Genomic DNA, 19,703 nt, shown 5'->3' with positions numbered 1-19,703 from the left:
TTAACACGTCCCGCACTTCATCACCAGACCACTTCCGCCATCGAGCAATTCAGACCCGAGCCGATGCCCAGCAGCGCGATCCGGTCGCCCTTCTTCAGGCGGCCCAGTTCTTTGAGCTTGCTCAGCACGATCGGCACCGAGGCCGGGCCGATGTTGCCGTGCTCGCCGAAGATGGTCATGACCTTGGCCGGGTCGATGCCGAACGACTTCACGAAGGCGGCGGTGTGCGGGCGGCTGACCTGGTGGATGACGAACTGGTCCAGTTCGTCCACCGCCCAGCCCAGCACCTGGCGCGCAGCCAGGAAGGTCTTCTGCGCCAGCTTGATGCCTTCGATCAGCAGCAGCCGGGTGTCAGTGACCATGCGGTCCAGGTTGCCCCGGCACAGCTTGTTCCACTCGGTGGCCGAGCGGGTCACGCCGCCCTTGTAGCGCGGCGCGTCGGGCACCAGTTCGGTACGCGCCATCACCATGGCTGCTGCACCGCAACCCAGCGTCAGCGCGGCAAGTTCGTTGCGGAACTCCTCCTCAGTGACGTCTGGCGAGGTCATGCGCTCAAGGGTCTTTTCATAGACCAGGTTGGCGGTCTCGCCGTCCACGACCAACGCATAGTCGATCTCGCCGCGCTCGAGCATGCGCGCGGCGATGTCCATGCCGTTGATGAAGGCAAGGCAGGCGTTGGCCACGTCGAAGGTGACGCAGTGGTCGCCCACGCCCAGGTTGCCGGACACGATGGACGCCGTAGACGGCTCCAGGTAATCACGGCTCACCGAGGTGTTGACCAGCAGGCCGATCTTCTCGATGCCGATCCCGGCATCGATCAGCGCCTTGCGCGCGGCCTGGGTGGCGGCGTCCGATGCCTGGACATCCTGGTCCCACAAACGCCGTGCATGGATACCCGCAACGTCGCCCAACACATCGGTCTTGATCCCGAGACGGTCGTAGGTCGGTTGCAGGCGTTCGTTGATTTCCTTGGAAGTCAGCGTGTGCGGCGCATCAACATGCGCCAGTCCCGCGATGGAGACATTCTGGAAGAGCATCGAAGTAGCGCCATGGCGTCAGGCGAGGGGGCGCTAGTCTAGCCGCTGGCTGGTTTTACCGCATCTTTACATTTGAATAGCCTGCGCCCCAGCCCAACGGTTCAGCGCGGCGGGCAGCGGAAGGCGTTGAAACGCTGGCTGCCATCGGCCGGCTGGCCTTGCGCCTGCACCGCATTGGCATTGGCGCCGGGCGCCTCATTGCGCGCCAGGGTTTCCAGCTCTTCCTGCACGCGCAGCGGATTGCGGTTGTAGAAACCGACCTTGCTCTTGACCGTCACCACCACTTCGCCCTGCTGCTGACATCCCGCTGGCACAGGGCCTGCGGGCAGTACCTGCACGCTTTTACCGCTCTGTTCGATCGGCACCCAGGTGCAGGCCGCGGTGGTGGTGGCAACCAGAACAGACAGCATCAGCACGCGCATAAGTCATCACACCTGTGGGGAAAACCGGATTGTGCCGCAGTTGCCTGCCGACGATCTGCCGCGCGGTGGTACCCGCAATCCACCCATTCAGCGCACCAAACTGCCTTGTCTTGCACGAGAAAACCCGTTTGGCCGTGCTGTCCGCCGTCCTGCAGCGCGTCCGGGCGTCCGGACGCGGACAGTTCTACGCATCAAAAAAACTTTTAAAAACAATGGCCTCCAGTTGGCACCCCGTTTGCTCTGATGTATCTGGCAAGCACCGGCTCCACCTTAAACTGACTTTCAGCTGAACAGAATAAAGAGCAAGGCAAAAGTTCTTGTGCATACCTAAACGGTGTACTACATTACTACCACACCACTGACTAACAACACCAAGAGACCTCGCCATGAAGACCCAGACCCTGCGCATCGCCCTCTCCGCCGCCCTGTTCGCCGGCGCCACCCTTGCCGGTTTTGCCCAGGCCGCCAGCCTGACCACGCTGGAGACCGTGCAGGTTCGCCCGGCCGCCGACCAGATCGCCCAGCAGACGCTGGAACGCAACAGCGACATCCGCACCCTGGCCGCCGTGCAGGTGCGTCCGTCGGCTGAACAGCTGGCGGCGCTGGCTACCGAACAGGCCGGCCCGCGCATCGTCACCCTGGCTGCGGTGCAGGTGCGTCCTTCGGCCGAACAGCGCGCCGCGCTGGTGGTGCATAGCGCCGCCGCCAGCGCGCAGACCGCCACCGGCCAGGCAGCTGGCGCCATCGGTGCGCTGATGGGCCAGGTCATCGTCAACCTGCCGGCGCCCAAGCTGCAGCCCTCGCCGGCCGAGCTGCAAGCGCTGGTCAACGCCGCCATCAGCCTTTAAGCACGCGCGCAGCTACACTTGCGCGCATGTCAGCACCTGTCCTCGATGTCATTCTGTTTCAGCCCGAAATTCCGCCCAACACGGGCAATGTGATTCGTTTGTGCGCCAATACCGGCGCGCGCCTGCACCTGATCGAGCCGCTCGGCTTCGACCTCAGCGACAAGCAGCTCAAGCGCGCCGGTCTGGACTATCACGAATACGCACCGCTCAAGGTGCATGCCGATTTACCCAGTGCCCTGGCCGCCATCGCGCCCAAGCGCGTGTTTGCATTGAGCACCCGCAGCACGGTGCGCTACGACACACCGCAGTTCTCCGATGGCGATGCGTTTTTGTTCGGCCCGGAAACCCGCGGCCTGCCGACTGAGGTGCTGGAGTCGATTCCACCGCAGCACCGGCTCCGTCTGCCGATGCGCCCGGACAACCGCAGCCTCAATCTGTCCAACACCGTTGCAGTGATGGTGTTCGAAGCCTGGCGGCAATGGAATTTTGCTGGCGGCCAATAGCCACGCCTGCACGCAACGAGACATGGCGGCGCACTCGCCCACTCGCTACTCGAGCCCGCACTGCCACGCTTCCGTTGAGATCGTGAGTGAGGCACGTAGACCTTCGTCGATCACACGCGATCTTTTGTGTCCACTCCTGATCGGCGAGAGACACCGTACGGCCAGCCGACGTTGAAGCGATCCCGCGTGCCGCCTTCTTTGCACGATCGCTACGCGCCTTGCCTGCCATCGCTCGACCTTGCCCACATCGCACTTGGGCATCCTGCCAGTGCATTGAGTAGATCGCGCGCAAGCCGCAACAGACCTCAATCGAGTCGCACGCACTTGCGCCCACCGCGCTGTGCTTACGCCGCCGTCTGCGCAGCGGTCGCCGTCTGCAACATGCCGCGACAGCTGGCCCACAAGGCCACCGCCAGCAACGCAATCGTGCCCAACGCCAGAAATGCAGTGCGGTAACCGAAGGCATGCGCCAGCCAGCCACCGAACGCCGGGCTCAGCGCCGCGCCGATGCCCTGCACCGTCATCACTGCACCCTGGCCGACATTTACACGCCCGGTGCCTTGCAACAACCGCGCGACCAGCGCCGGCACCACCACGCTCTGCAAGCCGGCGCCGAGCCCATCAAGGATCTGCACCGGAAACACGCCCCAACCATGGATCACCGATGCCGCCACCAGCGCGCGCAATGGCAAGGCCATGAACGCCACCAGCAACACCCACCAATGCCCGTGCACACGAATCCAGCGCATCGCCAGCAATGCGACGACCACCATCGTGGCCTGTGCCACCACGATGGTGGTGGCGGTCAACGCACTGGGGTCGCCGGCATGCGCAGCCACGATCGCCATGCCGTACAGCGGCAGCATCGCCGCATTACCCAGATGGAACAGCCCCAACGTGACCGCCAACAGAGCCAACGGGCGGCATGTCAGCAACACGCGCCAGCCACTGAGCGCATCGCCGTCGCTGTTGCTTGCCAGACCGCGCGCTGCGCGGTGGTCTATGGCCGCGGCCGGAATCGCCAGCACGGCCACCAGCGCCAAGGCACCGAAGAACGCGGTGAGCAGAAACACCGCAGCGAACCCATAGCGCCATCCCAACCAGCCGGCCAGCACCGCGGCCAGCACGTTGCCGGCATGGTTGGCCACCTGGTTGCGCGCCAGTTGATGGTCGAAGCCGTGCGCGTGCACCAAACCCAAGGTGATTCCGGTCAATGCGGGGCCGATGCCGGCCGCCGCCAATGCCGAGGCGATCTGCGCGGCAACCACGCCGGACGAGGTGGGTTGCAGCCAGATCAACGCAGTGGCAAGCAAGATCGCCAGGCAGCCGACCACCACCACGGCGCGTTTGCGCCGGGTGGCATCGACCAGCGCGCCGGCCGGCGTGGTGGCAAGCATGCCGGCAATGCCGCCCACGCTCATCACCGTGCCGATCGCTGCCACCGACCAGCCCTTGGATTGCAGGAACACGCTAAGGAATGGACCCAGCCCGTCCTGCACATCGGCCACGCTGAAGTGCAATGCTTCCAGCGCGCGCGTCCCGCGTGGTCTGGCCTTGGTCATCGGCATGGCAATGCTCCAGTGCCGGTTGCAACGCCAGCGCACACGCCGGCGCGCGTGGCAGACCAGAGGGGAAGCATCTCAACCGCGCGCGTTGGCCGCATATCCGGCTCCTAGTGTTTGGGTTTGGGTTTGGGTTTGGGCTTGTGCCCGGGGCCGTGCGGCGGGTGCTCGATCTGCTTCAGCGTCGCCGCCTTGGCGCCCAAGGCGTGGGCATGGATCAGCACACCGTGCGGCGTGGCCTTGGTATCGCCTTCTGCCACCAGCGGCTTGCCGACCACCAGTTGTTTGGCGAAGTCGCCACTGGCATGCGGCGGAAACCGCACCGTAACCGCGTCGTCGAGCAGAACGCCATGCACCTGCCCGTGCGGACCGTGCAGCAGCCTGGTGATGGTGCCGCTGTGCTGGGCGACTTCCGGCTTGGGCGGTTTGCCGGGTGGCTTGGGTTTGGGCTTGGCGTGCGGCCCATGCGGGCCTTCATCCAGGATGCGCTTGCCGCCTTCCGGATCGATCGCCAACGCCACCAGCATGTCCACGTCACGCGGCTTGAGCCCACGCACCGTGAGCGCGCTGCCAGGCTTGAGCGCCTTCAGCAGTGCAGCCGACAGATGCGGCGGCGTGTGCACTTCGGTGCCGTCGGTGAGCAGCAGGCCATCGATATCGGCCTTGGGATTGAGCAGGAAACGCGCCAGGGTGCCGCGGGTGGCGGGGAGGAAATCAGGGTCGACCCAATGCATGGTGTTACTCCGAAAAAAGACCGGCAGTGCCGATCAAGCCCCTGGCCACGTGGGGCGTGGCCAGCGGAGGAAACCAACGGACACGAAACGTCTGGCGCGACTTAACGACCAGCCGGCGGGACGGGAGCACCCGGCGGGGGCGGCAGCGGGCCGTCAGGACGCGGCGCGGTAAACAACGTACGCAGCGAGGAGCGGTCACGGCCCAGCTGGGTGGCTTCGATCGCACGGCCGTCCGGGGTGGCCACGCCAAAGCCGCTAGCGCTCAGTGGTGCGCCGACGCGCAACAGATCGGCGAACTGCAGCGCCAGATGCGGCGGCATACGCACCACCGTGCCATCGCTGACCAGCGCACCATTGACCTCGCCGGCGGGCCCATACACCAGGCGCTGGATCTTGCCATCGGCCTGCAGCGGGGTCAGCTGACCCGGGGTCGGCGGCGGCGGTGGCGGCGCACCGAAGGTGGGCGGGCGATCGACTACCTCGCGGCCACTACGGCCGGAGCGGATCGAACTGACCTGCAGCACCGGCAGATTGCCCAGGCGGAAGCCCTGCACGACCACGTTGTCGCCGGCACGCACGGCCGCCTTCACTTCGGTGGACAGATGCGGCGGGAACCCGACCTGGGTGCCGTCGCGCAGCCACAGGCCGTCGACGTCGCCATTGGGGGTGAGCATGAAGCGCTCGACAGTACCGCTCACGCTCACCGGTGTGGCGGCGACGGGGGTCGGCGGGGCCGGCGGGCCGCCGATCGGGCCATTGGGAGCCGGCGGCGGCGACGGGGCGGCAACTTGTGCGGCGGCGGCGCCGATGGTGCAGGCCAAGGCAATTGCAAGAACGGTCTGACGCATCATGGGGATGTCTCCAGCGCGGCGGGAAGGGGCCGCGTACCAGAGACAAAGCAGTAATCGTGCCAACCACTAAGTGATTGTTTTAATAAGGATTTCATCGTCCAGTATCGGGATGAAGGCGTCTGCATTTCATCCACACTGTCCGCTTCGGAGACACCCGTAGCCTGGACTAAGGTCGATGCGCGTGCGACGGTCACAAGCCGTATTCTTCCAGCTTGCGATAGAGCAGTTGCCGGTGGATGCCCAGCCGGCGCGCGGCCTCGGCGCGGTTGCCCTGACTCTGTTCCAGGGCCGACTGGATCATCTGTTTTTCCAGCCGCGCCACCGCTTCGGGCAGCGTTCCGGTCAGCGCCGACGCGACAGTTGACGGCGCCTCGCCGGCCTCGGCCAGCGCTTCGTCCAGATCCGCCGCATCGATGCTGGCGCCACGCACCATGACCTGGCTGCGCTGCATGACGTTGCGCAGCTCGCGCACATTGCCCGGCCAGCGGTGCGCAAGCAGGCGCTCCTGCGCAGCCGGCGACAGGCTCTGCGCGCGCGCTGCATTGGCACTCAGAAAGTGCTGAGCCAATAGCAGAATGTCCTGGCCGCGCTCACGTAATGGCGGCAATTCGATCGGCACCACATTGAGGCGGTAACGCAAATCGCTGCGAAAGCGCCCGTCGGCCACGCAGGCTGCCAGGTCGCGATGGGTAGCGGCCAGCACGCGCACATCGACCTTCTGCGGGCCGCTGCCGCCCAACGGCGTCACCTCGCCTTCCTGCAGGAAGCGCAGCAGCTTGGCCTGCATCGGCAGCGGCATGTCGCCGATCTCGTCGAGAAACAAGGTGCCGCCATCGGCTTCGCGAATCAGACCAGGACGGTCGCTGCTGGCGCCGGAAAACGCGCCTTTGCGATGGCCGAACAGCTCGCTCTCCATCAACTCCAGCGGAATAGCCGCGCAGTTGACCGCAATGAACGGGGCGCTGGCACGCGGACTGGCCCGATGCAAGGCGCGTGCGGCCAGCTCCTTGCCGGTGCCGGTTTCACCGGTGATCAGCACCGGCAGATCAGACGCCGCCGCCAGCCCGATGCGCTTGTGCACCGTGCGCATCGCCGGGCTGTGGCCGACCAAGGCATCGTCGTCTTCGTGCGGTGCTTGTGGCGTTTCCGTCGCTGCTGCCTGTGCATCGGCACGGCTGAGCAGCGCGCGCTCCACCACCTCGACGACGTCGGCCCGGCCCACCGGCTTGACCAGATGATCGAAGGCGCCCAGCGTCATTGCTTCGATGGTGTTGCCGCTGGACACATAGGCGGTGAGCATCACCAGCGGCACCTGCCGCGCCTGCGCATCGTCCAGACGTGCACGCAGCACCGCGATGCCATCCATGCCCGGCATGCGGAAATCCACGAACGCCATATCGATCCCGCCTTCGCTCAGCCGCGCCAGCCCGTCCGGCCCGTTGTCGGCCGCGACCACCGTGTGCCCGAGCGAGCGCAAGGTGGCCTGCAAGGTCGTGCGAAACGCCGCATCGTCGTCGATGATCAAGATGCGCGCCATGGCAACTCCAGGATGAAATGCGTCAGCCCGTCGGCATGTGCGTAGCGCGCCTGCCCGCCATGCGCGCGCGCGATCTCGCGCACCAGCGCCAAGCCCAAGCCATTGCCGTCAGTACGGCCACTGACAAAAGGTTCGAACAAGTGCGCAGCGATCGGTTCGGCGATGGCCGCGCCACGGTTGGACACCTGCAGTTGCAGCATGCCTTCCACGTCTGCCGCTTGCAGCATGACCTCGCTGCCTGGGTCGGCGTGCTGCACGGCATTGCGCAACAGGTTATGCACCGCGCGGCCGAGTTGCTGCGGATCCAGGGTCCAGCGTAGCGGCGCAGCCGGCAGCAGCAAGCGGGGCGCTGGCGTGCCCGGCGGCAACGGACTCTGCTCCAGCAGCGTCGCCAGCCAGTCCTGCACCACCACCGTCTCCAGGTGTAGGCGAATCGGCTGCACCATGCCGAGCAGGCTCTCGACCACGCCATCCAGGCGACGGATCTGCCCCAGCATCAACTCGCCATGCGCGGCATCGTCCGGCGTCGCATCGCGGCGCGCGATCTCGTTTTCAAGCGCCAACCGCATCGTGGCGATCGGGTTGCGGATCTCATGCGCCACCGTGGCCGTCATGCGCCCGAGTGCGGCAAGTCGCTCGTGTCGCGACAGCTCGTCGGCCAGGCGGCGTGTCTGCGCTAATGCCTGCGCGTTGCGTTGCGCATAGTCATTGACCGCTGCACCCAGCCGGTCCAGCTCCGGCGTGCCGGTCGGCGGAATGTGTGGCGTCTCGGTGTCGGCGGCCAGCGCCTGCTGGATGCGCTGCAGACGCTGGCTCCAACGCCGCACCAACACGCCCAGCGCAATCGCCGACATTGCCACCATCGCGAAGATCAACAGCATGCCGACGACCAACGGCCGCCAGGCATCGGCCTTGCTGGCCGGCACCCGCGTCATCGTCCATGCCGCGCTGTTCGATGCCAGCGGGCAGGCGCTGATCAGCAGCACCTCGCGGCGGCCGTCGCGGCGGTACTGCGTCGCTTTATTCTGGCGCACGCTCTGCTGCGCCGTACTGACGATATTGGCCCATTCCGCGGCGGGAATATCGGTCTTGTGATCGCTGCCGTCGTAGGTTGGGTACGCGTAGGCAACAAAGCCTTTATGCAGGTCCCAGACACCACCTTCGACACCTGGGGCATCGGCCAGCACCAGGTGCACCACCACCGCTGCCAGGCCCACGCCATCGTCACCACTCCGCGCCGCCTCGCTGGCCCCGGCATAGCGCTGCACGATGCGCGTGCATTGGCCGCTCAATTGCTGGCGTGCCTCCTCCAGCCGCACGCCCTCGGTCTGCCGGTACAAGCCGTACAACATCGTGGCCACGCCCAAGCAGGCGGCCACGATCACCATCCAGATCAGCAACAGTTGCCGGAGCAGCGAACGGGGCATGGGCGAAGCGGCCTGAAGAGGTCAGCCAGTGTGCGTGAATGCAACTGAATTAACGCAGATTGGTCTTGACCAGCTCGATCACCTCATCGCCCCGCCCGCTCATCACCGCCTTGAGCAGATACAGGCCCATGCCCTTGGCCTGTTCGAGTTTGATCGCCGGCGGCACCGCCAGCTCTTGCGTGGCAATGCGCACATCCACCAACGCCGGACCCGAATGCGTGAAGGCCTGCCGCAATGCACGTTCCAACTGCGACGACTCATCCACGCGAATGCCGAGAATGCCCATCGCATTGCTCATCGCGGCAAAGTCCGGATTGCGCAACTCGGTGCCGGTATCCAGGTAACCGGCGGCCTTCATTTCCATCGCCACGAAACCCAGCGATGCGTTGTTGAACACCACCACCTTCACCGGCAGATTCAACTGTGCCAGCGAAATGAAGTCGCCCATCAGCATCGCAAAGCCGCCATCGCCCGACAGCGAAATGACTTGCCGGCCAGGAAATGCTGCTTGCGCGCCCAGCGCCTGCGGCATCGCATTGGCCATCGAGCCGTGATTGAACGACCCCAGCAAGCGGCGCTTGCCGTTCATGCGCAAGTAGCGTGCTGCCCACACCGTGGGCGTGCCGACATCGCAGGTAAACACCGCATCCTGATCGGCAATCTGGCTGATCAGCCGGGTCACGAATTGCGGATGCAATGGCTCGCCCGGATCTGCCGGCACCGCAAGATCGTCCAGCCCTTCGCGCGCCTCGCGATAGTGCGCAAGCGATTTTTCCAGGAAGCCGCGCTCTTCACGGCGCTGCAGCTGCGGCAGCAATGCCGCGATGGTTTCGCCGACATCGGCGGCGATGCCCAGCTGCAATGGGGTGCGCCGACCGAGCGCGCTCGGGTCGCGATCCACCTGCACGATGGTCGCGTCCTTCGGATAGAACTGCCGATACGGAAAATCGGTGCCCAGCATGATCAAGGTGTCGCAGTTGAGCATCGCGTGGTAGCCGGAACTGAAACCGATCAGGCCGGTCATGCCGACATCGAACGGATTTTCCCACTCCACGTATTCCTTGCCGCGCAGCGCATGCACCACCGGTGCACCCAAGGTATCGGCCAAGGCCACCACCGCATCATGCGCGCCAGCGCAGCCACTGCCGCACAACAAGGTCACCGCTTTGCTTTGCTGCAACAGCGCGGCCAGTTGCTGAACATCCTCGGCGGCAGGCAACACACGCGGCTGACGCAGTGCCGGCCACGCGCTGGAGACATGCTTGTCGACCTCCAGCAGCGCGATATCGCCAGGAATCACCACCACAGCCACGCCTTGCTGCAGGATCGCCGAGCGCATCGCGCGATGCAGCACTTCCGGCAGCTGCGCCGGGTTGGTCACCAGCTCCACGAAATGACTGCATTCGCGGAACAGCTCTTGCGGGTGGGTCTCCTGAAAATAGCTCAACCCGATTTCGGACGAAGGAATATGCGCGGCAATCGCCAACACCGGTTGGCGGCTGCGATGGCAATCGAACAGCCCGTTGATCAGATGCAGATTGCCCGGCCCGCAGCTGCCGGCGCACACCGCCAGCTGACCGGTCACCGCCGCCTCGGCACCCGCCGCAAACGCGGCGACTTCTTCGTGCCGCACATGCATCCACTCGATGGTCTGCATCTCGCGCAAGGCGTCGGTCAAGCCATTGAGGCTGTCGCCGGTCACGCCCCAGATCCGCTCAACCCCAGCGCTCTGCAGCGTCTCGGCCAAAAAGCGCGCCAACGTTCTGTTCTTCGCCACGATGCAGCTCCACGCGTGTGTTCAACAAGCGTGCAATGCTCCCAACGGTGATGTCAGTGCAATGTGCTCGTGTAACGAGTTCGCGTAAAAACGCTGGAAAATCAGGCGGTCCATGCAGTTGTGCACACACGTCTCACATCGGCGCTGTGTAAGCGCTAGAGCGTCACCTTTTGCACGTGCTGTATGCACACGATCAGGCAACACAAGAAAGCGCAGCTGAATCTGGTGCGATGATTCATCACCTGGTCAGTTTAAAATTCATGTCGCGTTCCAACGAATAACGGAGAATTTACATCTCGGCAGCGAACGGCATTCGCCTCAGCGCCGGTCCAATCAAAAAAGTAGAGGTATCCCGATCATGAAGACTTCTTTGCTGGCCCTCGGCCTTCTCGCAGCTCTGCCGTTTGCGGCTTCGGCTGCTGAAAACCTCTCCTACAACTTCGTCGAAGGCGACTACGTGCGCACTCCGACCGACGGCCGCGATGCGGACGGCTGGGGCGTGAAGGCATCCTATGCCGTTGCTCCGAACTTCCACGTGTTCGGCGATTACAGCAAGCAGAACGCTGACGACAACGACAACCTGTTCGAAAACACCAACTCCGACTTCCAGCAGTGGGGCGTTGGCGTGGGCTATAACCACGAAATCGCCACCAGCACGGACTTCGTTGCCCGCGTTGCATACCGCAAGCTGGACCTGGACACCCCGAACGTCAGCTTCGACGGCTACAGCGTTGAAGCCGGTCTGCGCAATGCCTTCGGCGAGCACTTCGAAGTCTATGCACTGGCTGGTTACGAAGACTTCTCCAAGAAGCGTGGCATCGACATCGGTGACAACTTCTACGGCCGCCTTGGCGCCCAGGTGAAGTTGAACCAGAACTGGGGCATCAACGGCGACATCCGTATGGATGGCGACGGCAACAAGGAATGGTCGGTCGGCCCGCGCTTCAGCTGGTAAGCCGCACGTCTAACTGCAGCGCGACTCTCTCTCCCGCGTTGCATTGGAAGCCCGGTCCCCCGACCGGGCTTTTTTCTTTTGGGCGATCGGTTGGCGGTTTGTAAGCACACGCCACGCACCGCGGCGTTTTTGCACGGGGAATCCTCGCCAACGATGCACCACCACGAGGACGTGGCCGCGTTCGCGTTGGGTGCGTACCAGTGCCTGACACTTGATCCGCCCAGGCTCCCCCATGCGCCGCACAGCAGCCCATCAACAAAACGCCCGGCATTGCCGGGCGTTTTGTTATGCATCTTCGCGATGGGCACCCAAGTGCCGCCCCGTCGTCAGGTAAACAAGGTCTGCGGATACTCGGGCTTGCGCTCGCGTGCCAGCAATTCCTTCAAGCCTGCTTCCGGGGTGATTTCGCCATGCAATACCGCACGCACGGCGTTGGAGATCGGTAGCTCGATGCCGTGGTGTTCGGCCTGGCGCATGACCTCATCGGCCGTCTGCACTGATTCGACCACCTGGCCAATCTCGCGGATCGCATCGTTCAAGCTCTGCCCACGCCCCAACGCCAGGCCCAGGCGACGGTTGCGCGACAAATCGCCGGTGCAGGTAAGCACCAGATCGCCCAAACCGGCCAGACCCATCAGGGTTTCCGGACGTGCGCCGATCGCTGCTGCCAGACGCAGCATCTCGTTCAAGCCACGCGTGATCAAACCGGCGCGTGCATTGAGACCAAGCTGCATGCCATCGGCCACGCCGGTGGCCACAGCCAGTACGTTTTTCATCGCACCGCCCAGCTCGGCGCCCACCATGTCGTCGCCGGTGTAGGCGCGGAAGGTGGGGCCATGCATCGCGTCGGCGACCACTTGTGCAAATCTCGCATCGTCGCCGTGCACGGTGATGGCGGTCGGCAGGCCGAGCGTGACTTCCTTGGCGAAAGAGGGCCCGGTCACCACGGCCAGCGGAACGCTGGGGCCGAGGATGGCGCGCGCCACTTCATGCAGAAACCGCCCGGAACCGGGTTCGAAACCTTTGGTTGCCCAGGCAACGCCGGCACCCGCTGGGCGCAGCGTTGCGATCAGCCGAATGGTCTCGGTAAACGCATGCGAGGGCACCACTACCAGAATCCAGGTGGCGTCAGCGACGGCTGCCTGCAGGTCGGTGGTGGCACGCAGGCTGTCGGGCAGTGGAATGCCCGGCAGATAACGCGCGTTCTCATGGGTGCGGTCGATGGTGTCCACCATCGCCGCATCGCGGCCCCAGAGCACGGTCGGGTGACCGTGTCTGGCGAGCAGCGCGGCCAGGGCCGTGCCCCAGGAACCGGCGCCGAGAACGGCGATCTTGTGGGTCGAATCGCTCATCGGCGCAATAAGGCTTAGGCGTTGCCAGCCGGCTCGGAATCGGCCAGCGAGGTGCCTTCGTTCTGGCGCTGGCGCAGGGTTTCTGCATACAGGGCTTCAAAGTTGATCGGCTGCAGGTAGAACGGCGGGAAGCCGCCGGCCTGAATCAGGTCGCTGACCAGCGTACGCACGTACGGGAACAGGATGTTCGGGCACTGGGTGCCGAGCAGCACGTCGATCGCCTGCGGCTCCAGGCCAACCAGGCCAAACACGCCGGCCTGCTGCACTTCGGCCACGTAGGCGGTCTTGCCACCGGCGGTGCAGGTCAGGGTCACGGCCAGCACCACTTCAAAGGCGTTGTCGTTGAGGCGCTGGACCTTCTGATTGAGGTTCAGCTGCAGCTCGGGCTGGTTGGCGTCATTGAAGACGGCCGGTGCGTTCGGCGATTCGAAGGACACGTCCTTGACGTAAATCTTTTCGATGGTGAAGGCGGGGCCAGCAGCGGCGTCGGCCGGCGCAGCGGCGCCGTTGAGGATTTCGTCGGACATTCCTAACTCCAGAAACGGTTCGGTGGATGCAGCGTTGAGTGATGCAGACGTGAAAGTGCGAGTCTCTCACGCCAGCAATGGGGGCTTGGCGGGCGCCGCACAAGGCGGATCAGCGGCCCTTGATCAGTGGCAGCTCGGCCATCTGCCAGGCGGCGACGCCGCCTTCGAGCCAGTACACCTGCTCGAAGCCGGCTTTCTTCAGCGTCTTGGCTGCACCAGCGGAGGTGGTGCCACTACGGCAGACCACCACCACAGGCAAGGCCTTGGCGTTGGCCAGCAGCTTGCTGGCCGGGTCGAACTTGGCCAATGCCACATTCCGGCTGCCGGCGATGTGGCCTTTTTCGAAATCGGCGGTCGGCGACAGATCGATCACCAGCGCGTTGTCGCTGTTGATCAGACGGGTCAGCTGGGCCGGCGTGAGCGCGCGATAGCCGCGGAACAGACGCGCGACCTCGGTGACGATCAGCGCGATGGTCAGGCCCACCAGGGCCAGCGACAACATGGGGTTGCGGCCGACAAAGGCCTGCAGCTCTTCGAAATTCACGGGGTCAGGGTCAGTCGAGCGGGCGGGAATTGTCGCACAGCTGGCGCACGCGAGGCCCAGCGCGCAGGGGCCGGACTACTGGCCTTTCCACAAATCGGGCAGGCCGCTGGCTAGCCACCAGCGCTTCTGCTCGGGATTCCAGCGCCAGATCTCGATGCTGCGCACCAGCCGTTCGGCCTGGGTATTGCGGTTGATCACCCGCACTTCGACCTCGCGGCGCAGGTCGCCGTTGGAGTCTTGGCCCACGCGCACCTCGCGGTAGCCGGAGATCTGGATCTGCTCGTAGCGCGACCGTTCCAGGTCGCTGAGCGGATGCGCCTGGGCATACGCCGGCTCAACGAAGCCCTGCGCGGCGTCGAAGTCGTTCCAGCGCACGGCGGCCGTGTAGGCGGCCTGGGTGGTTTCCAGCGCGCGCGCCTGCGCGCGGCTGCCGGCATTGACCACCCCGCTCAGCATTGCCAGCCCGAGCAGGACGACCATTGTGAAGACTGCACGCATGCGTATTCCCCCTGATCCAGCGCGCATCCTACCGCTTTGGAAACGCCACGAAACGCCCGCTCAACGTGGCCGCAGCGGCGCCCGAGCCCAGCGCGATCTGCGCGCGCATGCCGATGCGCGCCTTGCCGCGCTGCCGGAAGGTCGCCAGAAACGTCTCCCAACTGCCCAACTCGGATGGCTCGGCATTGGCCACCAGGTCTTCGTAGACCGGCGCGACATAGCGCAGTTGGCTGTCGGCGACGTAGACATCGGCACTGTGCCCGGCCAATTGCAGTTGCAGGGTCAGCCAGCCCCAGCTGGCCAGCGTCATCAGCGAGGCCAGGCTGCCGCCGAACGCATTGGCCTTGTCGTTGACGTTGGCCTGCAGCGGCGCGCGCAAGCGCAGCGCACCCTCGTGCAACCCATCGACGGCGATGCCCATCGACAGCACCGGTGGCATGGCGATGAACTGCGACTGCAGTGACTGCAGGGCGGATGCGAGCGTGCACGAAGGAGTCATCGGCAAAGACTGAAAGACGGCGAAGGGCGGCATCATGCCGCAATGTTCTGCGGGCGTGTTGTGCACTGCGTGACATGCGGTACCGCATGGTGAATCAAGTCATCGCCGCACGCGACGCACGGGCTAGCTTCGCTTGGAAGTTGCATGCAACAGATCGACCGAAACTTCATGCCCGGCCGAATGGCGCGCAACGTTGTACTGCAAGCTCAATCAACAAGCCATGCCGACCACATGCCCGCCGGTCGACATCGCAACCATCGGCCCCCGCGCTAAGGCGCAAACACAACCTTGCGATAGCCCTGCACCACCCGCAGCAACGCGGTGGCCTTTGCTTTCCAATGCGTGCTGCGCTGCTTCTGCGCGTGTGTCAGCGGCGCATCGATCGTGCTGGTGAACACGATGTCTTCGGCCGCCGTATGGAAGAACTTGTCCTGGATACAAGCCGCCGGCGAGAGTTGATACGTGGACAGCTGGTGCGCGACTGGCGACTCGTTCCATCCGAACAAAAATATATCGGCCATGGTGTGCCAGCGGGCCTGCGCAGCCAGCAACAATCGTGCGGCATCCCTGCTGATGATCAACGCACCTGCGCATACCGGCCAGCAATGTTGATACGTCGATGGGCGCACCAGGCGCAGTTGGCGCCCGGCGACGTCGGCAACCTTGGCATCGAGCTTGATGCGGTTATAGGACGGCTCCAGGCGCACGATGCTATTGCCACCCGGTAGCCAATCGGTACTGCGCAACAGCGTCGGCAGCGCATCGGACAGATGCATGTCGTCTTCGAAAATTGCGGTATAGGCGTCAGCGGAGTCGGCCGCAATGCGCCACGCGGCCTGGTGACTGAGAAAGCAGCCGATGTTGGATGCGGTCCACGTGCGCGGGCCCGTGCTGAAGGCATCGCCCGATCCTTCCAATGGGCGCTCGCGTATGAAGTCGGCGATCTGCTCGGCCGTCAACGTGGCGCCATCCACCGCTGCAATGCGCTCGAACGGCAGGCCCAGCATATCGAAGCGCGCCGACATGGCCTGTAGCCGGTCGCTGCTGCGCTGCATATTGATAAGGTAGGACTTGATCACGACGCCACTCCAGCACGGTTGCAGGCCAGGATCGTGACGGGATTCCCAGCGGTTGCAATAGGTTCTGGACTGAGACGAATGGCGCCAGTCAGGGAGCCAAAACATCGCTCCCGCTGCCTACACTTCGCCATCGATTCGCACTGGCACACCTGGATGCGGCGACAGTGCGCCGCAGGTGTCAGCGCTCTCGCATAATCACGCCATGACCGGCCTTGCCCATCCCGATGCTGCCTGGACCCTGATTTCGCTGCGCCCCGGCGGCGAACACGCGCCGCTACGGCGGGCAGTTGCCCGGCATGGCGGGCGCGTGCTCGCGCTGTCGCCGTGGCGTTTGCAGACCAACGACACCGCACAGGTGCGGGACGCGCTGCAGCAGGCGTTGGCAGCACCGATTGCAGTGTTCACCAGCCCGGCGGCCGTGCACGCGGCGCATCGGCTGGCGCCGCTGCAGCGCCCGGCGCAGGCGCACTGGATGAGCGTAGGCGATGGCACTGCGCGCGCATTGCAGACTTGCGGCATCGACACTGTGGTGCGCCCGACGCGCATGGATAGCGAAGGCCTGCTCGCGCTGCCGCTGCTGCAGGCGCCGCTGCAGGCCGTCGGGCTGATCACCGCACCCGGCGGACGCGGCGTGCTGGCGCCAACGCTGGAACAGCGCGGTGCGCGCATTGTGCGTGTCGATGTTTATCAACGCATCCCGCTGCGCTTGCGCGCGTTCGCCATCCAGTCCTTCGCGCACGCATTGCCGCGCAGCGTGCTGGCATTGAGCAGTGCCGAAGCACTGACGCTGGTCCTGCAACAGCTGCCTGCTGCACTGATTGAGAGATGGCAACAGCGGCCGGTAGTCGCGTCCAGCGATCGGATGCTGGATGCCGCGCACGCCGCTGGCTTCATCCATGTCATACGCGCCGAAGGTCCACTGCCAATGCAGCTTGCCGCTGCTGCGGCAGCGATCGTGACACCACCGCGACCTTGCTGAACTGGGAAGTCATGCACAGCTTGCGAGTGTCCGCCGCTGCACGCCATGCTGTGGCAGATGACTGCGGCGCCTGCGCCGGTTATGACCGCCCGAGGATGTCCGAATGACCGAAATGCCCGCTCCCATGCGACGCTTTCCCTTGGCATGGCTGCTGCTTGCAGTGGCCGTGGCGGCCGCTGGCGTTGCGCTGTTCCTGGGCTGGCGCGCATGGCAGAGCTATCAAGCCGCACAATTGCAGGCTGAGCAGGCGCAGCAGCAGCGCTGGGATGGCACCCAGCAAATGCTGGAAACACTGCGCCGCGATCAGCGCCTGGCTAACGAGCGCCTGCAGGATGCGGCCGCCACCAACCGTGTGCTGCGCGATGAAATGCTGGGCATGAGTCAACGCAGCGCGTTGCTCGAAGACACCGTGCAGAAGCTGGCCGACCCCAATCGTCACGGCGCGCAGGCGCTGCGTCTGGATGAAGTGGAGCTGCTGCTGCGGCTTGGCCAGCAACGGCTGAGCATCGCCGGCGATGCTGACGGCGCGCGGCGCGCGTATGCGCTGGCCAACGGCGCGCTCAACGGCATCGACGACCCCGGTTACCTCAATCTGCGTCAGGCATTGGTGCAGGAACGCGATGCGCTAGATCGTCTCGGCGCAGGCCCGCAGGCGGAAGTCGGCCAGACCCTGGACAGCGTGGCGGCCGAACTGCAGCGCCTGCCGGAGCAGACCGCACAGGACAGCGGCGCGGCGCAACCATGGTGGCAAAAGGTGCTGTCACCGTTGGTGGAGATTCGTCCCAGCCGCGGCGATGCCTTGCTCAACGGCAGTGATCGACATGCCGCGCGCGATGCTTTGCAAATCGAAATCAGCCTGGCCCGTGCAGCCGCAGAACGCGGCGATGCCGTCGGGTTCGCACAATCGCTGCGCCGCGTGGATACCTGGGCCACCCGGCTGTGGCCGGACTCGCCGCAACGTCGTCAGCTGCGTAAACGCCTGCGCGGCCTGCAACAAGCGCCACTGCGTCCGCGCCTGCCGGAACTGGGCACCACCCTGCTGCAACTGCAGGCCATGCGTGAAGGGATATCCACCCAATGAAAGTCTTGCGTACCGTCTTGATTCTGCTGGTTGCCGTGGCGCTGGGCGTGCTTGGTGCGCAGTGGCTATCGCACCAAAACAGCTACGACCTGGGCAACGTGGTGGTCAGCGTAGGTGGCAACGACTACCACGCCGCCATGCCGCAAGCGCTGTTGATGCTGCTGATCGCCTTGCTGGTGCTGTGGCTGCTATGGACGTTGATCAGCCTGCCATTTCGCGTGTGGGGCAAATACCGCCGCAAGAAGGGCCGTGCGCGTTTGATCGAAGGCCTGCGCGCTGCCGATCATGGCCAATGGCAGCGTGCCGAGCGGCTGCTGGTCAGTGCCAGCGAAGACGATGAAGTGAGCGACATTGCCCTGGCCGCGGCGGTGCGGGTGGCCGATGCGCGCGGCGATGACGCGGCCGCGACTGCACTTGCACAGCAACTGGCCGAGCGCGATCCCACCGCCTATGCACTGCTGCAGGGCGAGCGGCATCTGGCACGCCAGCGCCCGGTGGAAGCGATCAATGCGCTCGATAGCGCCAACGCGCAGCCGCTACCGGCACGCGGACTACTGCTGCGCACGCATGCACTGACCCAGATCGGCCGCGCCGACGAAGCCTACGGCCAGCTTGGCGCCCTGCGTCAGCAGGCGGTGTTGGCGCCCGATGCCTACAGCACGCTGGAAGCGACGCTGGCCGAGCAGACCCTGTTGCAGGCCAGCGACGCCAATGCGCTGGCCGAGCGCTGGGAAGCATTGGCTAAAGCATTGCGCACCACGCCAGCGGTGGTCGGCGCCTACGCGCAGCGCGCGGCCGTACTGCATTGGGACGATGCGGCCGTGCATAGCCTGGAGCAGGCGCTGGACGCGCAATGGGACGAATCGCTGGTGCGACTGTACGGCGTGCTGCCGCTGGAAAAATACGATTCGCGCCGCGCTAGTGCGCAGCGCTGGTTGACTCAATACCCGGATAGTCCGGGCCTGCTGCTAACCCTGGCGCGGCTCGCACGTCATCAACAGCAGTGGTCGCAGGCCGAAGAATTCCTGCATCGCGCGATCGCCAACGGCGCCGGTAGCGAAGCCTGGGAAGAGCTGGGACGCGGTTTTGCCGCATCAGGCGATCTGCTGTCGGCCCAGCATTGCTACGCCAATGCCTTGCGCGCTGCGCGCGGCGAACCGGTGCACGACGGCATGCCGCAGCAGTCCGTGTGCGCGCCGATCATGGCGACGGATGACACTCAGCCCGCCGATCCGCATGCATCGGACGATCGCATTCTGTAATCGAAACAGCGGCGGTATGCGGTTCGCTTACGCCGCACCTGTTTGGCTGACAACGCTTGCCAATGCGCGTCATGCAGGTATGCAGTTCATCGACGAAATTGCGCTTGGCATATCGCCGCTCACAGCCTTGGGCGTCGCCTCGAGAAGACGCCGCAACTCATCCACTGCGTATCGTGACAGCTTGGGCACTTCCGTATTCGTTGTGCACTGAGCGGTGAACACTCGGCCC

The 19,703-nt window shown here is 64.9% G+C and carries 20 protein-coding genes; 6 read left to right on the top strand and 14 right to left on the bottom strand.

Going from position 1 to position 19,703, the window contains the following annotated elements; translation table 11 throughout:
• Positions 1-20: 20 nt before the first annotated feature.
• Together NX05_RS12115 and NX05_RS12110 are read right to left on the bottom strand one after the other, a co-directional pair.
• Positions 21-1,037, bottom strand: a complete 1,017-nt coding sequence (locus tag NX05_RS12115; protein WP_019301075.1) for a 3-oxoacyl-ACP synthase III — start codon at positions 1,035-1,037, stop codon at positions 21-23.
• Between the two features lie 101 nt (positions 1,038-1,138).
• Complete coding sequence (locus tag NX05_RS12110; protein ID WP_010370565.1) at positions 1,139-1,459, bottom strand: DUF4156 domain-containing protein; 321 nt, start codon at positions 1,457-1,459, stop codon at positions 1,139-1,141.
• Positions 1,460-1,845: 386 nt separating this feature from the next.
• On the opposite strand from NX05_RS12110, the gene NX05_RS12105 reads away from it, so the two are divergent.
• The gene (locus tag NX05_RS12105) at positions 1,846-2,307 is read left to right on the top strand and encodes an XAC0231 family protein (protein WP_039432172.1); all 462 of its coding nucleotides are present in this window, start codon (positions 1,846-1,848) and stop codon (positions 2,305-2,307) included.
• A gap of 26 nt (positions 2,308-2,333) precedes the next feature.
• Positions 2,334-2,810, top strand: coding sequence for a tRNA (cytidine(34)-2'-O)-methyltransferase (locus tag NX05_RS12100; protein WP_010370568.1), 477 nt, complete (start codon positions 2,334-2,336; stop codon positions 2,808-2,810).
• A gap of 344 nt (positions 2,811-3,154) precedes the next feature.
• On the opposite strand, the gene NX05_RS12095 is transcribed toward NX05_RS12100, so the two are convergent.
• The 6 genes from NX05_RS12095 to poxB all read right to left on the bottom strand — a co-directional run bounded on the left by NX05_RS12095 (position 3,155) and on the right by poxB (position 10,680).
• Positions 3,155-4,378, bottom strand: coding sequence for an MFS transporter (locus NX05_RS12095; RefSeq protein WP_010379849.1), 1,224 nt, complete (start codon positions 4,376-4,378; stop codon positions 3,155-3,157).
• 104 nt (positions 4,379-4,482) lie between these two features.
• Positions 4,483-5,106: a hypothetical protein gene (locus tag NX05_RS12090; RefSeq protein WP_039432170.1), complete on the bottom strand. Its 624-nt coding sequence runs from the start codon at positions 5,104-5,106 to the stop codon at positions 4,483-4,485.
• A gap of 101 nt (positions 5,107-5,207) precedes the next feature.
• Positions 5,208-5,957: a hypothetical protein gene (locus NX05_RS12085; protein ID WP_039432169.1), complete on the bottom strand. Its 750-nt coding sequence runs from the start codon at positions 5,955-5,957 to the stop codon at positions 5,208-5,210.
• 190 nt (positions 5,958-6,147) lie between these two features.
• Positions 6,148-7,494 carry a sigma-54-dependent transcriptional regulator gene (locus NX05_RS12080; protein WP_039432168.1) on the bottom strand — a complete coding sequence of 449 codons (1,347 nt, stop codon included), beginning with the start codon at positions 7,492-7,494 and terminating at the stop codon, positions 6,148-6,150.
• On the bottom strand, positions 7,479-8,921 hold the full coding sequence (locus NX05_RS12075) for a sensor histidine kinase (protein WP_010370581.1): 1,443 nt from the start codon (positions 8,919-8,921) through the stop codon (positions 7,479-7,481). Before NX05_RS12075 ends, NX05_RS12080 begins: the two co-directional genes overlap by 16 nt.
• Positions 8,922-8,970: 49 nt before the next feature.
• Entirely contained in the window at positions 8,971-10,680 is a 1,710-nt protein-coding gene (gene poxB, locus NX05_RS12070) for a ubiquinone-dependent pyruvate dehydrogenase (protein ID WP_172645703.1), read from the bottom strand.
• A 376-nt stretch (positions 10,681-11,056) separates the two neighbouring features.
• Here poxB and NX05_RS12065 point away from each other — a divergent pair, with 376 nt between their 5' ends.
• Positions 11,057-11,653, top strand: coding sequence for an OmpO family porin (locus tag NX05_RS12065; protein ID WP_010370585.1), 597 nt, complete (start codon positions 11,057-11,059; stop codon positions 11,651-11,653).
• 326 nt (positions 11,654-11,979) lie between these two features.
• On the opposite strand, the gene NX05_RS12060 is transcribed toward NX05_RS12065, so the two are convergent.
• The 6 genes from NX05_RS12060 to NX05_RS12035 all read right to left on the bottom strand — a co-directional run bounded on the left by NX05_RS12060 (position 11,980) and on the right by NX05_RS12035 (position 16,152).
• On the bottom strand, positions 11,980-13,005 hold the full coding sequence (locus tag NX05_RS12060) for an NAD(P)H-dependent glycerol-3-phosphate dehydrogenase (RefSeq protein ID WP_039432165.1): 1,026 nt from the start codon (positions 13,003-13,005) through the stop codon (positions 11,980-11,982).
• Between the two features lie 14 nt (positions 13,006-13,019).
• A complete protein-coding gene (gene secB / locus NX05_RS12055) occupies positions 13,020-13,532 on the bottom strand; it encodes a protein-export chaperone SecB (protein WP_010370592.1) in 513 nt (170 codons plus the stop codon).
• A gap of 109 nt (positions 13,533-13,641) precedes the next feature.
• On the bottom strand, positions 13,642-14,076 hold the full coding sequence (locus NX05_RS12050; protein ID WP_039432164.1) for a rhodanese-like domain-containing protein: 435 nt from the start codon (positions 14,074-14,076) through the stop codon (positions 13,642-13,644).
• Between the two features lie 75 nt (positions 14,077-14,151).
• Positions 14,152-14,574 (bottom strand): hypothetical protein, encoded by a 423-nt coding sequence (locus NX05_RS12045; RefSeq protein WP_039432162.1) that lies wholly within the window; start codon positions 14,572-14,574, stop codon positions 14,152-14,154.
• Positions 14,575-14,602: 28 nt separating this feature from the next.
• Positions 14,603-15,073, bottom strand: a complete 471-nt coding sequence (locus tag NX05_RS12040; protein WP_017117255.1) for a YiiD C-terminal domain-containing protein — start codon at positions 15,071-15,073, stop codon at positions 14,603-14,605.
• Between the two features lie 269 nt (positions 15,074-15,342).
• Positions 15,343-16,152 (bottom strand): glycosyltransferase family 25 protein, encoded by an 810-nt coding sequence (locus NX05_RS12035; protein WP_039432161.1) that lies wholly within the window; start codon positions 16,150-16,152, stop codon positions 15,343-15,345.
• Positions 16,153-16,327: 175 nt separating this feature from the next.
• Between NX05_RS12035 and NX05_RS12030 the strand changes: the two genes are divergently transcribed.
• From NX05_RS12030 to NX05_RS12020, 3 genes are all read left to right on the top strand, one after another.
• Complete coding sequence (locus NX05_RS12030; protein ID WP_080764509.1) at positions 16,328-17,131, top strand: uroporphyrinogen-III synthase; 804 nt, start codon at positions 16,328-16,330, stop codon at positions 17,129-17,131.
• A gap of 103 nt (positions 17,132-17,234) precedes the next feature.
• Positions 17,235-18,212, top strand: a complete 978-nt coding sequence (locus tag NX05_RS12025) for a uroporphyrinogen-III C-methyltransferase (protein WP_039432158.1) — start codon at positions 17,235-17,237, stop codon at positions 18,210-18,212.
• A complete protein-coding gene (locus NX05_RS12020; RefSeq protein WP_039432156.1) occupies positions 18,209-19,474 on the top strand; it encodes a heme biosynthesis protein HemY in 1,266 nt (421 codons plus the stop codon). Before NX05_RS12025 ends, NX05_RS12020 begins: the two co-directional genes overlap by 4 nt.
• Positions 19,475-19,703 lie beyond the last annotated feature (229 nt).

This window comes from Xanthomonas vasicola (assembly GCF_000772705.2).
GTDB classification, from domain to species: domain Bacteria; phylum Pseudomonadota; class Gammaproteobacteria; order Xanthomonadales; family Xanthomonadaceae; genus Xanthomonas; species Xanthomonas vasicola.
This window is presented reverse-complemented; position numbering and strand designations above follow the sequence as displayed.